Raw genomic sequence first — 14,705 nt, forward strand, 5'->3', positions numbered from 1 at the left:
GCTAGTGGCGGTTGCCGAGGGTCTGGAGGAGGTCGAGGGCGGCGTCGGCGATCACCGTTCCCGGCGGGAAGATGGCGGCGGCGCCGGCGGCGCGGAGCTCGTCGTGGTCGCCCGGCGGGATGACGCCGCCGACCACGATCATGATGTCCTCGGCGTCGAGGTCGGCCAGGGCGCGCCGGAGCGCGGGCACCAGCGTCAGGTGCCCGGCCGCCAGCGACGAGACGCCCACGATGTGCACGTCGGCCTCGACCGCCTGCCTGGCCACCTCTTCCGGCGTCTGGAACAGCGGGCCGACGTCGACGTCGAAGCCGAGGTCGGCGAAGGCGGTGGCGATCACCTTCTGGCCGCGGTCGTGGCCGTCCTGGCCCATCTTGGCGACCAGGATGCGCGGGCGGCGGCCCTCGTGCCGCTCGAAGTCGGCGCAGGCCAGGCGGACGCGCTCGATGGCCTCGGCGGGGCCGGACTCGTCGCGGTACACACCGGAGATGGTACGCACCTGCTCGGCGTGCCGGCCGAACACCCGCTCCAGGGCGTCGGAGATCTCGCCGACGGTGGCCTTGGCGCGGGCGGCGTCGACGGCCAGCTTGAGCAGGTTGGCGTCGAGGCCGGGCGCGGGGTTGTCGGCGGCCTTGGTGAGCGCGTCGAGGGCGCGCTGCACGGCCTCGCCGTCGCGTTCGGCCCGCAGGCGGGCCAGCTTGTCGAGCTGCTGGGCGCGTACGGCGCTGTTGTCGACCTTGAGCACCTCGATGGGCTCGTCGTCGGCGGCGCGGTACTTGTTGACCCCGATGACCGGCTGGCGGCCGGAGTCGATGCGCGCCTGGGTACGGGCCGCGGCCTCCTCGATGCGGAGCTTGGGCAGGCCGGCCTCGATGGCCCTGGCCATGCCGCCGGCGGCCTCGACCTCCTCGATGTGGGCCCAGGCGCGCTCGGCGAGGTCGTGGGTGAGGCGCTCGACGTAGTAGGAGCCGCCCCACGGGTCGATCACCTGCGTGGTGCCCGACTCCTGCTGGAGGAGGAGCTGGGTGTTGCGGGCGATGCGGGCGGAGAAGTCGGTGGGCAGCGCGAGCGCCTCGTCGAGGGCGTTGGTGTGCAGCGACTGGGTGTGGCCCTGGGTGGCGGCCATGGCCTCGACGCAGGTGCGGGCGACGTTGTTGAAGACGTCCTGGGCGGTGAGGGACCAGCCGGAGGTCTGGCTGTGCGTACGCAGGCTCAGCGACTTGGGGTTGGCCGCCCCGAACCGCGACACCAGCCTGGCCCACAGCAGCCGGGCGGCGCGCAGCTTGGCGACCTCCATGAAGAAGTTCATGCCGATGCACCAGAAGAACGACAGCCGGGGGGCGAACCGGTCGACGTCCATCCCGGCGGCGATGCCGGCACGCAGGTACTCGACGCCGTCGGCGAGGGTGTAGGCGAGTTCGAGGTCGCAGGTCGCCCCGGCTTCCTGGATGTGATAGCCAGAAATGCTGATCGAGTTGAATTTCGGCATCTTTTCGCTCGTATAAGCGAAAATATCCGAGATTATGCGCATCGAGGGGCCCGGCGGATAGATGTAGGTGTTGCGGACCATGAACTCCTTGAGGATGTCGTTCTGGATGGTCCCGGCCAGCTCCTCCGGCGCGACGCCCTGCTCCTCGGCCGCCACGATGTACATCGCGAGGACGGGCAGCACCGCGCCGTTCATGGTCATCGACACCGACATGCGGTCGAGCGGGATGCCGTCGAAGAGCTGCCGCATGTCGTAGATGGAATCGATCGCCACCCCCGCCATGCCCACGTCGCCGGCCACACGCGGATGGTCGGAGTCGTAGCCCCGGTGCGTGGCCAGGTCGAAGGCGACCGACAGGCCCTTCTGCCCGGCCGCCAGGTTGCGCCGGTAGAAGGCGTTGGAGTCCTCGGCGGTGGAGAAGCCCGCGTACTGGCGGACCGTCCAGGGCTGGTTGACGTACATCGTCGGGTAGGGCCCGCGCAGGTACGGGGCCGCGCCGGGGTAGGTGCGCAGGAAGTCGAGCCCGTCGAGGTCGGCGGCCGTGTAGAGAGGCTTGACCTCGATGCCCTCGGGCGTCTCCCACACCTCGCCCTCGGGAGCGGCGCTCGCGCCGGGGCCAGGGCCCCCGTCGAGCGGGACGCCGGAGAAGTCGGGGATCATCGCAGCACCTCCAGGTCCTCGAACGTCTGACGGAGCACGGCGAGCGCGTCGCACCCCGCGTAGAGGCAGGCGTCCACGCCCTCGTAGTCTCCCTTCCCCGCCATCCAGACGCGTCTCGCCCCCGCGTGCCGCAGGGCGGTGGCCACGGCGCGGGCGTGCTGGGCGTACAGCTTGTCGGTGGAGCACAGGCAGGCGACGGCGGCGCCGCTCACGGCGAAGGCGGTGGCGATCTGCTCGGGGTCGGCGCCCGGCCCGGCGGTCTCGGTGGCCAGGCCGCCGGAGTGGAAGAGGTTGGCGGCGAAGGAGGCCCGCGCGGTGTGCGCGGCGACCGGCCCGATGGTGGCCAGGAACACCTTGGGACGCTCGGGCAGTGCGTCGGCGACGTCGCGCAACGCCTCGAACTCCTGGGCGTGGCGGGCCACGGGCCGCCCGGCGGGGGCGGGCGGGCGGCGCAGCGGCTTCTCGCCGGGGTCGGGGAACTCGCTGACGCCGGTGATCGGGAAGCGGCGGTGGGCGATGTCGTCGTCGCGGCGGGCGCGGGTGGCGGCGACGCGCCGCTCGATCAGCTCGCCCGCGGCCTCCACGCCTCCGGCGGCCTCGATCTCCTGGAACCAGGCCCAGGCCCGCTCGGCCAGGTCGGCGGTGCGGCGCTCGACGTACCAGGAGCCGCCGGCGGGGTCGGTCACCCGCCCGATCCCCGACTCCTCCAGCAGCAGCGACTGCGTGTTGCGGGCGATGCGCCGGGAGAAGGCGTCGGGCAGGCCGAGCGCGGCGTCGAACGGCTGCACGGTGACCGCCTCCGCCCCGCCGACGCCCGCCGCGAAGCAGGCCAGGGTGGTGCGCAGCATGTTCACCCAGGGGTCGCGGGCGGTCATCATGGCGGCGCTGGTGACGGCGTGCTGGCGCTGCCCGCCGTGCTCGGCCGCGCCGCACACCTCGGCGACCCTGGCCCACAGGCGGCGCGCCGCCCGGAGCTTGGCGATGGTGGCGAACTGGTCGGCGGTGGCGGCGTACCGGAAGTCTATCTGGCCTAGCGCTTGCTCAACGGAGAGGCCGGCGCCGGTCAGCGTCCGCAGCTCGGCCACGCCCCGCGCGATCGAGCAGCCCAGTTCCTCGGCGTCGGAGGCGCCCGCGTCGTGGTAGGGCGTGGCGTCGACCATGACCGCCCGCAACCCCGGGTACGCGGCGCAGCGCCCGGCCAGCGCGGCCGCCTCGCCGCCGCTCGCGCCCAGGTTCCCGCTGAGCGGGACGCCTCGCTCGGCGGCCAGGCCGAACAGCACCTCGGCGGCCTCCTGCGTACGCTCCCCCGCCTCCAGGACGATCGGCGCCAGGTCGAGATAGACGTCCTTCAGCACGGCGGGCAGCGCGTCGACCGGGATCGCGTCGTCGCCGACGACCAGCCAGAGCGAGGTGACGCCGTTCTCCAGGTCGGCCAGGACCGCCTCGGGGTCGGCCACGGCGTGCCGCTGCCGGACGTCCCATCCGGGCAGCGCCCGCGCCCCCCGCGTGAACGGCGGCGCGCCCGGCGCCCCGGGATCGCCCGGCAGGTCGCCCGCGTCGTAGAGCGGCGCGACGGTCACGCCGTCGTAGGTGGGGGTGGACAGCGCCTCCTCGGGCGAGCCCGCCTCGACCCCCGACTTGCGCAGGACCTCGACCGCCAGTCTCCGCCAGTCGTCGCGAGTGGTGGGAGGAAACCCCGCTGCCAGTTCCATGCAACGGATAGTAGGCGCTGCCGGGCCGCCGCAGTAATCCGGGGGTTACCCGTCGGCGGGCGGCGCCTCCCATGCCAGCCTCCATGTGAGCGGGCCCACGATCCCGTCGTCCTCGACGCCCTGCTCGCGCTGGAACCTGCGGCACACGTCGCGGGAGGCGGCACCGTACGCGCCGTCGACGGTCAGGTCCCAGCCGCGCTTCTTCATCTGCCGCTGCCAGGTGCGCACGTCCTCGCCCTCCATGACCGGCGGGTACTTCAGCAGCCGGCCGGGGAAGGGCGGCGTGGCCGGGGGCGGCGTGGTGGGGCCGCCGCCCGGACGGGGGGCGCCGCGCTTGATCCAGGCGTACAGGGGGTCGCCGGGGCAGTCGGTGGAGTAGCCGTCGCGGTGGCCCTTGATCTCCTTGCCGGCGCCGCCGTGGTCGCGCACGTACTGGACGGCGTCGACGATCGCCTCCAGCATCGTGTCGGGCGGCTGCACGAGCCCGGCGTTGCCGACCAGCCCGAGCACGGCGTAGTGACCGGCGTTGAGCCCGGGGCCGTTGGCGGCGGGCAGGTGGTGCAGCCCCCGCCCCTCGAACACCTTCCGGTGCGGGCAGGCCACGAAGGAGTAGCCGATGTCGATCCAGCCGTTCCCGTCCATGTGGTACGCCTGGATCGATCGCACGAGGGACACGCAGGCGGCGTGGTCGGAGACGATGCCGGGCTCGACCCTGCCGCCGGTGTAGTGGACCTTGACGCCCCTGGTCGAGTCGAGCTGGGTGTAGGCGCCGCGGGGCGTGCGCGCCTGCCAATCGCGCCTTAACACCAGATCTATGTCCACGGCTGCTCTCCGAGAGTAGATATCGGGACGACCGAGCGTAACGCGAGCGAGGTGAGCAGGTCGGCGGATCGCGCTATTTCACGGCCTGATCACCCGCCGTTCGGTCACGATCGCGGTGATCAGATCGTGCGGCGTCACGTCGAACGCGGGGTTCAGCGCCTGAGTGCCCTCGGGCGCGACGCGTACACCTCGGACGGACAGGATCTCCTCGGGGTCGCGGTCCTCGATGTGGATGTGGTCGCCGGTCGGGGTGGCGGGGTCGATGGTGGACTCGGGCGCGACCACGACGAACGGCACCCCGGCCCGTTCCGCGCCGAGCGCGAGCGCGTACGAGCCGATCTTGTTGGCGGTGTCGCCGTTGGCGGCGATGCGGTCGGCGCCGATGAGCACGGCGTCCACCTCCCCCTTGGCCAGCAGGTACGGCCCCGCCGAGTCGGCCACCAGCCGGTGCGGCGCGCCCATCCTGGCCAGCTCCCAGGTGGTGAGCCGGGCACCCTGGAGCAGCGGGCGGGTCTCCAGTGCGAGCACCTCGGCCAGGCGGCCGCGTTCGTGCAGGGTCTGGACGACGCCGAGGGCGGTGCCGCGTTCGACGGCGGCCAGGCCGCCGGTGTTGCAGACGGTCATGATCCGCAGCCGGTCACCCTCCAGCAGGCCGGCGCCGCGCTCGCCCATGGCCAGGCAGGCGGCGATGTCGTCGTCGCGGACGCGCAGCGCGGCCGCCAGCACCGCCTGGCGGCCCCTGCCCAGGTGGGCGGCGGCCTGGTCGACGCCCCAGGCGAGGTTGGCGGCGGTCGGACGGGCGGCGCGCAGCTCGGCGATCTGGCCGAGGTCGCCGTCGGCGAGCACGACGCCGAGCGCGCCGGCCACGCCGAGCGCGGGGGCGCCGCGCACGGCCAGCCGCCGGATCGCCGCGACGAGCTCGGCCACGGTCTCGACGCGCAGCCGCACACACCGGTCGGGCAGCAGCGTCTGGTCCACGAGCTCGACGGCGTCGCCGGCCCAGTCGATGGTCCTCACGCCGCACACGCTAACCCACGGGCCCGGGGCCGGGCCCGTGCCCGGGATCAGCGTTCGGCCAGGACGATCACCGAGTCCTGCCGGCCGAGGACGACGGTGTCGCTCTTGGCGGGGTTGAGCACGATGCCGTAGTGCGGCGGGACGTTCCTGGAGACGTTGTCGCGGTAGCCGATCGCGGTCTCGCCCCTGCGCCGGGCCGCCTCGACGATGGTGGCGAAGGTGACCTCGGAGCCGGTCTTCACGTACGAGGCGGCGGGCCTGGGGTAGATCTCCGAGCCGTGCGAGTCGAACAGGTAGCCGAACACGTCGGCGAGGTGGCGGTTCTCGGCGAGCTGGGCCAGCAGGAGGCCGATGACGGTGTCGCTGATGACGATGTCGTCGGCCTCGGTGACCTCGGCCAGCGCCCGGTTGCCCTCGTCGTGCATCTCGCTGACGATCGAGTAGTGCTCGCCGAGCGTGCTCTGCATGTCGCGGAGCTGGAGCAGGGTCATGAGCGTGCGGGTGTCGGCGTGGTGGGGCTTGAAGCGGTCGTCGGAGAGCACGATGACGTGCTGGTAGAGGCCGACGCCGAGGGATTCGAGCGCGTACCGGTCGGTGGTGTCGCAGTCCTTGACGTTGACGGTGAGGGTGCGCAGCCCGGTCAGGCCGGTGCCGGCGTCGGGGTGGTCGGCGGCGATGTCCAGGACCGAGCCCGGGGAGACGTAGCCGTCCAGGTAGCGCACGATCTGCTCGGCGCGGCCGTTCCAGTTGAGCAGGAGGGTGCGCTCGGGCTCCGGCGGCGCGGCGCCGGTGGCGGTGACGGCCTGCTCGTCCACCGGGGGCTCGCCGGTGGCGAGTTCGATATGGGAGTCGTCGTGGGCGATGACGACGACCTGGTCCTTGGCGGTGACGACGGTGTCCAGGGGCGGGTTGAGCACGACTCCGGCCGGCCCGCGTAAGCCGATGACGGCGGCGGTCTCGTAGGCGTGCAGCGCCTGGCCGTAGGTGGCGCCGACCAGTTCCTCGTCGGCGCGCAGGTAGATCTCGCCGCCGTCGAAGTTGAGCAGGTCCATGCAGACGACGGACATGCCGGACTGGCGGGAGGACTGCACGATCAGCCGGGCGGCGGTGTCGTCGGAGTCGACCAGGTGCACGTCCTCGCCGCCGGCCAGCCGGGCGGCGGCGAGGTTGCGCGCGGAGGCCAGGGCGGCGACCACGGGCGGGTGGGAGCCGTCACGCTTGGCCAGGGCCAGCAGGATCTTGATGACGTGCGCGTCGGGGTCCTCGCCCTCGGGTGAGAGCACGACGACGGACCTGGCGGCGGTGAGGTTCATCAGGCCGAGGTCGCGCGGCTCGGTGGGACGGCCGGTGCGGCAGACCAGGCGGGTCCTGCCGAGGTCGCCGACGTGCTCGCGGATGTCCTCCTCCATGGCCAGCTTGTCGCGGTCGGCCAGGATGGCGATGACCGAGTTCTTCTGGCTGGCGTGCGCCTTGACCAGCTCGGTGACGATCGTGAACACCTGGTCCGACCAGCCGAGCACCACCGTGTGGCCGGACTCGACGATGCGCGAACGGCCTCTGCGCAGGCGGTCCACCTTCTGCTTGAGGCCGTTGGACAGCAGGCCGACGAGCATGCTGACGATGAAGATGCCGCCGAGCGACCCGGCGAACATCACGGTCATGTAGCCGAGCGAGCCCTTGTCGCTGGCGACCTTGCTGGGGGTGAGGGCGTGCATGAGGGCGATCCACAGCACCTGCCCCGCGCCGCCGACGCCGTCGGGCTCGTCCGGCGCGAGCCAGAGCGTGAACGCGGCCACCACGAGGATGAGCGCGACCGACACCACCGCGAGCCAGCCGATGAGCGACGCCGTCCCCCTGGACATGGTGTTGTCGAACCAGTACCGCGCCCGTTCGCGGACCGTGACCCTCGACACTTCCCCGATACCTCCGTGTAAGGAGTGATTTAGACCGACGACACAAGGTACCGGGCGATCTTGGCTTCCGCATGGCGAGCGGTAACGTAGCCGCCATGGTGACCCCCCTCACACCGGACGATCCGGCGTCCCTGGGCGATTTCCGCCTTGCCGGGCGGCTCGGCGAGGGTGGGCAGGGCGTGGTCTACCTGGCCCACTCCCCCGCCGGGGAGCAGGTCGCGGTCAAGCTGCTCAACGCTGGCGACCAGGAGACGCGGGCCAGGCTGGCGCGCGAGCTCGACGCGCTGGAGTCGATCGCCTCCTTCTGCACGGCCCGCGTGCTCGACGTCTCGACCCGGGGCTCGCGGCCGTACGTGGTGAGCGAGTTCGTCGACGGGCCGTCGCTGGCCGAGCGGGTGGCCGGGCGCGGGCCGCTGCGCGGCGGCGAGCTGGAACGCCTGGCGGTCGGCACGGCCACCGCGCTGGCGGCCATCCACGCGGCCGGGGTCGTCCACCGCGACTTCAAGCCGTCCAACGTGCTGCTCGGGCCGGACGGGCCGCGCGTGGTGGACTTCGGCATCGCCAGGGCCGAGGGCGCGGCGACGCACACCTCGGGGCTGGTCGGCACGCCCGCCTACCTGTCGCCGGAGCAGATCGCGGGCTCGCCCGCCTCGGCGGCCTCCGACGTGTTCGCGTGGGCGGCGACGATCGTCCACGCGGCCACGGGGGTCAGCCCGTTCGGGGCGGACACCGTGCCGGCGGTGCTGCACCGGGTGCTGCACGCCGAGCCGGACCTGTCGCCGCTGCCGTCCCGGCTGCGCGGGCTGATCTCCACCGCCCTGGCCAAGGACCCCGCCCGCCGCCCGACGGCCGGCGCCCTCATGCTGGCCCTGGTCGCCCCGGGCACCCCGCCGCTCCCTGCCTCCGGCCCCGCGTCGGGCGCGCCTACCGGCCCCACACCCGGCCCCACCCCCGGCTCGCCTGCCGGCACCGCCTCGGGCGGGCCTCCGGGTGGCCCGCACGGCCTCGGTCCGGGGGTGGCCGACACGCGCGAGAGTCGGGAGGGCCGGAACAGGGGGCGCGGCGCCCTCGCCGGGGCCGTGGCGGTCGTGGTGGCCCTGGCCGTGGTCGGCGGCGTGGTCCTGCTGACCGCCCGTGCGCCCGGCTCGACCGCCACCCGGTCCACCTCGCCGCCGTCCGCGACCGCCGCCCCGTCCGACTCGCCGTCCGACCCGCCGTCCACGACCGCCGCTCCCGAAACGCCCGTCGCCGCCCGTACGGCCACGGCGCGGACCACCGGCGGGACCGGGGCTCTGAAGATCCCCGCGGCCTTCGCCGGCACCTGGACGGGCCACACCGACACCACCAACCCGCTCGACCCCGACGGCGCCGACAACACGGTCGAACTGAAGGCTGGCCGGCCGGAGGCGGCCTGGCAGGAGAAGGACTCCCAGGTCGACTGCACCGCCACCATCACCCTGACCGAGGTGCGCCCCGACCGGCTGACTTTCTCCCTCGGTGCGACCACGGGCGGCTGCATCCCGGGTACTGTCTGGCTGGAGCTTAAAGGCGACACTCTCACCTACACCTGGCGAGACGTGCCCGGCCTGGGAATGGTCACCCAGACCGGCGATCTCGGCAAGAAGTGAACGATCCGCTCGCATAACCCTTCGACATCCGAGCCCACGAAGGAGATCCTTTACCTATGTCTGTGATCAGGGAGGTGCCGTTCCCCAGCCCGGACTCCTCGTCCGAACTGCCGATGAACATCTGGATCGACGACGCCGACTCGGCGATCGACGTCATCGACGCCCTGGCGTTGTCGCCGTTCGCGACCGGCGTTCAGCCCTGGTCAAGGCTGGCCAACCTGGAGCGTGTGCGCCCGGACGCCCGGCTGCAGCCGGCCGAGGGGCGGGTGCTGCGCACCGCGCAGGTGGAGGACGGTTCGGAGTCGCGGCTCATCTGCGGCGAGGGGTGGACGCTGCGGGTCATCCGGCACCGCAACCGCACCGCCACGGTGAGCGTGACGGCGGTGAGCGAAGAGCTGGCCACCTCGGTGATGAAGGAGAGCATCGACGGCGCCGAGGAGCCGATGCCCGACGCCGACCACGTCGAGATGGGCTTCTGGTGGCGCGGCTCCCACGGCGGCAACCGGTCGGAGAAGCCGATCACCGCCCAGCCGTGGGACGAGATCGGAACGAACTACTCGGCGCAGGTGCGCCCGGCGCTCGGCCGCCTGATGGCGACCACGCCCGCCGACGTCAACGGCCGGCTGATCCTGCTGCACGGCCAGCCCGGCACCGGCAAGACCACGCTGCTGCGCACGCTGGCCAAGCAGTGGCACGACTGGTGCCAGGTCGACTGCGTGCTCGACCCCGAACGGCTGTTCAACGACCCGGGCTACCTGATGGAGGTGGCGGTCGGCTACGACACCGACGACGACACGCAGCGGTGGCGGCTGCTGGTGCTGGAGGACTGCGACGAGCTGATCAGCTCGGGCGCCAAGGCCCAGGCGGGCCAGGGGCTGTCGCGGCTGCTCAACCTCACCGACGGCCTGCTCGGCCAGGGCCGCGACGTGCTGGTGGCCATCACCACGAACGAGGACCTGACCCGGCTGCACCCGGCGGTGATCCGTCCGGGCCGCTGCCTGGCCCAGATCGAGGTCGGCCCGCTGACCCGGGACGAGGCCGTCGCCTGGCTCGGCTCGCCGCAGGGGGTCGGCGCCTCGGGGGCGACCCTCGCGGAGCTGTACGCCCTGCGCGCGGGCCGCGCGATCAGCCCGGCGGGCCCCGACGAGTCCACCGGCCTCTACCTCTGACCGAGCCCACCGGCCCCTCCTGGTGAGCGAGCCCGCCGGGAGCGGGGCCGGGCCGGTACGTAAACCAACCGATGTGCGACACCCGGTGTGAAACCACAATATGGCTGGTGCTCACCGTCGATCTGGCGCGCGTCGCCTTCACCCGTCTCACCGTGCCCGGAGGCACGTGGACCAGCGAGGAACACCGGGTCGGCTTCGCGGCCACCCAGCTCGTCCCCTCGTGGACCGCGCGTACCCCGCCGGGCGCCTGGGTCGAGGTGGAGCTGCGGGCCAGGACCGAAGCCGGCACGCTGACCAAGTGGTACGTCATGGGCCACTGGTCCGAGCACGGGCCGCGTACCTCGGTGCCCGGCCAGGGTGACGAGGACGGCGACGTGGCCGTGGACACGTTCGTGGCCAGGCGGCCGGTCGTGGCGTTCCAGACGAGGGTCACCGCGCGTGGCGAGGGCGCGCGGATGACCTCTCTCGGCGTGCTGGCCTCGTCCCTGCCGCAGCGTCCGGTCGCGGTGAGCACGTCCGGGGTGGCCGGGCGGGTCGAGCTCGACGTGCCCGGCCACTCCCAGTACGCGCACGCCGGGCACCACCCGCGCTGGGACGGCGGCGGCGCGAACTGGTGCAGCCCCGCCTCGGTGGCGATGGTGCTGGCCTTCTGGGGCCGCGGCCCCGAGCCCGGCGAGCTGGCCTGGGTGGGCGCGGACGACCCCGCCCCGGCGGTGGACCACGCCGCCATGGGCACCTACGACGACGGCTACCAGGGCACCGGGAACTGGCCGTTCAACGTGGCCTACGCGGGGCGTTACGGGCTGACCGGCTTCGTGACCAGGCTGCTGTCGGCGGCCGAGCTGGAGGCGTTCGTCCTGGCGGGCATCCCGGTGATCGCCTCGCTGTCGTTCAAGGCCCACGAGCTGCCCGGCTCCGGCTACTCCACGAACGGCCACATCCTCGTCGTCACCGGCTTCACCGCCGGGGGCGACGTCGTCGTGAACGACCCCGCCGCGCCCGCGGACGGCGAGGTTCGCCGGGTGTACCCGCGGGCAGCGTTCGAGAACGTGTGGCTGAGGAGCTCGGGCAGCGGCGGCATCGTGTACGTCCTCCACCCGCCTGGGCATCCCCTGCCTCCCTGTACCAACGGCAATTGGTGATTTTTCATGAGCATTCGACCGATCGATGTGGCGCGTACCGACGGCGGCCCCCAGTGGGTGGAGGCCGTCGCCACGCCCGAGGGCGTGGAGGTGTGGTGGGACGAGCCACGCCCGCACGAGGGCGGCCGGCGCTGCGTGGTGCGCCGCCTGCCCGACGGCTCCCGCGCCGACGCGCTGCCTCCCGGCTGGAACGCCCGCAACCGCCTGATCGAGTACGGCGGCCGCTCCTGGCGTCCGCTGCCGGGCGGCGGCCTGGTCTTCACCAATTGGTCCGACCAGCGGCTCTACCGCCTGGACGCCTCCCCGGGGAAGGCCGCCGACCCGGTCGCCCTCACGCCCGAGGGCCCGGCGCGCTACGGCGACCTCTACCTGCCGCCCGGCCGTGACGAGGTGTGGGCGGTCCGCGAGATCGACGACGTGCGGGACCTGGTGGCGGTCCCCCTGGACGGCGGCCCGGTCAGGGTCGTGGCCCGGACGCACCACTTCCTCATGAACCCCCGCCTCTCCCCCGACGGCGCCCGGATCGCCTGGATCGGCTGGAACCACCCCGACATGCCCTGGGACGGCACCGAACTGTGCGTGGCCCCCCTGTCGCCGGACGGCGTCGCGGGCCCCCACCAGGTCGTGGCCGGCGGCCCCGAGGAGTCGGTGGCCCAGGCAGAGTGGCGCGACGCGGAGTCCCTGTACGCCGTCACCGACCCGACCGGCTGGTGGAACGTGCACGTCGTGCACCTCGACGGTTCCCCCTCGCGCAACCTCACCCCCGTGGAGCTGGAGTTCGGCGCGGCGGCCTGGAAGCCGGGCCTGGCCTGCCTGGCCCCGGCGGGCGAGCACCTGGTCGTCGTGTACGGCACCGCCGACCACCGACGCCTGGGCGTGCTCGACCCGGCGACGGGCGGCCTGCGGGAGATCGGCGGGGCGGAGCACACGTACTGGGCCTCGACGGTGTCGGCGGCCGGGGGCAAGGCGGCGGCGGTGGGGGCGACGCCGTACACGCCGCTGGAGGTCACGCTGGTCGATCTGGCCACCGGCGGGCACGAGGTCGTCTCGGCCCCCAAGCCCCTGCCCGACCGGGCGCTGCTGCCCACGCCGGAGGCGGTGACGGTCGAGGGCGTGCACGCCCACCTCTACCCGCCGGCCGGGGTCGCGGGCCCGGCGCCGTACGTGATCTTCGTACACGGCGGGCCGACCGGGAACTCGCCGGTCGTGCTCGACCTGGAGATCGCCTACTTCACCAGCAGAGGGATCGGCGTGGCCGTGGTGAACTACGGCGGCTCGACCGGCTACGGCAGGGCCTACCGCGAGCGGCTGCGGCACCAGTGGGGCGTGGTGGACGTCCAGGACTGCGCCAAGGTGGCGCGCGGGCTGGTGCAGCTCGGCCGGGCGGACGCGGCCAGGATCGCGATCCGGGGCGGCAGCGCCGGCGGCTGGACGACGGTGGCCGCGCTGGTGCACAGCGACGTGTTCGCGGGCGGCGTCGCGCATTACGCGATCACCGACCCGGAGAGCTGGGCGGCCGAGACGCACGACTTCGAGTCGCGCTACCTCGACGGTCTGGTGGGCCCGCTGCCCGAGACGCGGCAGCGGTACACCGACCGCTCGCCGCTCCTGAACGCGGCCCGGGCATCGGGCCCGTGCCTCATGTTGCACGGTCTGGAGGACGCGATCGTGGACGTCAGCCAGGCTGAGCGATTCACCGCCGAACTGGACAAGCACGGCAAACAGTGGGCTCTGCTCACCTTCGCCGGTGAGCAGCACGGCTGGCGCAGGGAAGAGACCATCGTGGCGGCGCTGGAGGCCGAGCTGGCCTTCTACGGGCTGATCTTCGACCTGGAGACGCCCGGCGTGCCGCCGCTGACGCTGAAGGGGAGAGCGTGAAGAGCGTCGCCGAGATCTGCTCGGACCTGATCAGGTTCGACACCACCAATCCGGGCTCGGGCGAGCGCCCGGCGGCCGAATACGTGGCCACGCTGCTGGCCGACGCGGGGCTGGAGCCGGTGGTGTTCGAGTCGGCGCCCCGGCGCACCACCGTCGTGGCCAGGATCGACGGCGACTCCCCCGACGCGCTGCTCGTCCACGGCCATCTGGACGTCGTGCCCGCCGACCCCGCCGAGTGGCGGATGCACCCGTTCTCCGGCGAGATCACCGACGGCTGCGTGTACGGCCGGGGCGCGGTGGACATGAAGGGCTCGTGCGCGATGACCCTCGCGGCCGTGCTCGGCATGGCGGCGGACGGCGTGCGGCCGAAGCGGGACCTGGTGCTGGCCTTCCTGGCCGACGAGGAGGCGACCGGCGACTACGGCTCCCGGCACGCGGTGACCGAGCACCGGCACCTGTTCGACGGCGTCACCGAGGCCATCAGCGAGTCGGGCGGCTTCAGCGTCGACTCCGGCGGGCGGCGTGTCTACCCGATCGCCGTCGGCGAGCGCGGCACCGCGTGGATGAAGGTGACCGCCCACGGCGTGGCGGGCCACGGCTCGCGGCCCGCCGTGGACAACCCGGTCGCCACGCTGGCCCACGCGCTGTCGCGGGTGGCCGCCCACCAGTGGCCGGTACGCCTGACGCCGTCGGTCGCCGCGCTCCTGGAGAGCCTGTCGGAGATCACCGGGCAGCCGATCGACCTGGACCGGCTGGACGCCGAGGCCGACCGGCTGGGCGCGCTCGGCGAGCTGTTCCACGGCCAGATCCGCAACTCGGCGAACCCGACGATGCTGGAGGCCGGCTACAAGGTCAACGTGGTGCCCTCGACCGCCTCGGCGCACGTGGACGGCCGGTACCTGCCGGGCCTTCAGGAGGAGTTCCTCGCGACGATCGACGAGCTGCTGGGCCCGAAGATCACCCGCGAGTTCGTGAACCTGGAGGAGGCGCCCGCCGCGCCGTACCCGTCGGCGTTCTTCGACGAGCTGGCGGGGGCGCTGGTGGCCGAGGACCCGCTGGCGCGGCCGGTGCCGTACGTGATGAGCGGCGGCACCGACGCCAAGTCCTTCGCCACCATCGGCATCCAGGGGTACGGCTTCGCCCCGCTCATGCTCCGGCCCGACCTGGACTACTTCGGCATGTTCCACGGCAAGGACGAGCGGGTTCCGGTGGAGGGGCTGGAGTTCGGCACCCGCGTCCTGACCCGCCTGCTCACCTGACCGTCCCGGCCGTCCCCCG

General features: G+C 73.2%; 10 protein-coding genes. 5 read left to right on the plus strand and 5 right to left on the minus strand.

The window, feature by feature from the left end; genetic code table 11:
• Position 1: 1 nt before the first annotated feature.
• The 5 genes from scpA to ACWCSU_RS27530 all read right to left on the minus strand — a co-directional run bounded on the left by scpA (position 2) and on the right by ACWCSU_RS27530 (position 7,610).
• On the minus strand, positions 2-2,146 hold the full coding sequence (scpA, locus tag ACWCSU_RS27510; RefSeq protein WP_449938676.1) for a methylmalonyl-CoA mutase: 2,145 nt from the start codon (positions 2,144-2,146) through the stop codon (positions 2-4).
• Positions 2,143-3,858 (minus strand): methylmalonyl-CoA mutase family protein, encoded by a 1,716-nt coding sequence (locus ACWCSU_RS27515; RefSeq protein ID WP_449938677.1) that lies wholly within the window; start codon positions 3,856-3,858, stop codon positions 2,143-2,145. Before ACWCSU_RS27515 ends, scpA begins: the two co-directional genes overlap by 4 nt.
• Before the next feature lie 45 nt (positions 3,859-3,903).
• On the minus strand, positions 3,904-4,665 hold the full coding sequence (locus ACWCSU_RS27520; RefSeq protein WP_449938681.1) for a peptidoglycan recognition protein family protein: 762 nt from the start codon (positions 4,663-4,665) through the stop codon (positions 3,904-3,906).
• A gap of 93 nt (positions 4,666-4,758) precedes the next feature.
• Positions 4,759-5,697 carry an S-methyl-5-thioribose-1-phosphate isomerase gene (gene mtnA, locus ACWCSU_RS27525; protein ID WP_357695640.1) on the minus strand — a complete coding sequence of 313 codons (939 nt, stop codon included), beginning with the start codon at positions 5,695-5,697 and terminating at the stop codon, positions 4,759-4,761.
• A 47-nt stretch (positions 5,698-5,744) separates the two neighbouring features.
• Positions 5,745-7,610, minus strand: a complete 1,866-nt coding sequence (locus ACWCSU_RS27530) for a CASTOR/POLLUX-related putative ion channel (RefSeq protein WP_449938684.1) — start codon at positions 7,608-7,610, stop codon at positions 5,745-5,747.
• 95 nt (positions 7,611-7,705) lie between these two features.
• Here ACWCSU_RS27530 and ACWCSU_RS27535 point away from each other — a divergent pair, with 95 nt between their 5' ends.
• The 5 genes from ACWCSU_RS27535 (at position 7,706) to ACWCSU_RS27555 (ending at position 14,686) form a co-directional block, all read left to right on the plus strand.
• Positions 7,706-9,238: a serine/threonine-protein kinase gene (locus ACWCSU_RS27535; RefSeq protein WP_449938687.1), complete on the plus strand. Its 1,533-nt coding sequence runs from the start codon at positions 7,706-7,708 to the stop codon at positions 9,236-9,238.
• 56 nt (positions 9,239-9,294) lie between these two features.
• Entirely contained in the window at positions 9,295-10,407 is a 1,113-nt protein-coding gene (locus ACWCSU_RS27540) for a DUF5925 domain-containing protein (protein ID WP_364094756.1), read from the plus strand.
• Positions 10,408-10,514: 107 nt separating this feature from the next.
• Positions 10,515-11,549: a C39 family peptidase gene (locus ACWCSU_RS27545; RefSeq protein ID WP_449938690.1), complete on the plus strand. Its 1,035-nt coding sequence runs from the start codon at positions 10,515-10,517 to the stop codon at positions 11,547-11,549.
• Between the two features lie 6 nt (positions 11,550-11,555).
• Positions 11,556-13,427, plus strand: a complete 1,872-nt coding sequence (locus ACWCSU_RS27550) for a dipeptidyl-peptidase 5 (RefSeq protein WP_449938692.1) — start codon at positions 11,556-11,558, stop codon at positions 13,425-13,427.
• Entirely contained in the window at positions 13,424-14,686 is a 1,263-nt protein-coding gene (locus ACWCSU_RS27555; protein ID WP_357695628.1) for a M20/M25/M40 family metallo-hydrolase, read from the plus strand. The genes ACWCSU_RS27550 and ACWCSU_RS27555 overlap by 4 nt, the downstream gene beginning before the upstream one ends.
• Positions 14,687-14,705: the final 19 nt, after the last annotated feature.

The organism is Nonomuraea sp. NPDC001699 (assembly GCF_053596455.1).

Coding starts and splice junctions, on each gene's coding strand:
- ACWCSU_RS27535 (WP_449938687.1), top strand. CDS start 7,706: ATGGTGACCCCCCTCACACCGGACGATCCGGCGTCCCTGGGCGATTTC.
- ACWCSU_RS27540 (WP_364094756.1), top strand. CDS start 9,295: ATGTCTGTGATCAGGGAGGTGCCGTTCCCCAGCCCGGACTCCTCGTCC.
- scpA (WP_449938676.1), bottom strand. CDS start 2,146: ATGATCCCCGACTTCTCCGGCGTCCCGCTCGACGGGGGCCCTGGCCCC.
- ACWCSU_RS27515 (WP_449938677.1), bottom strand. CDS start 3,858: ATGGAACTGGCAGCGGGGTTTCCTCCCACCACTCGCGACGACTGGCGG.
- ACWCSU_RS27550 (WP_449938692.1), top strand. CDS start 11,556: ATGAGCATTCGACCGATCGATGTGGCGCGTACCGACGGCGGCCCCCAG.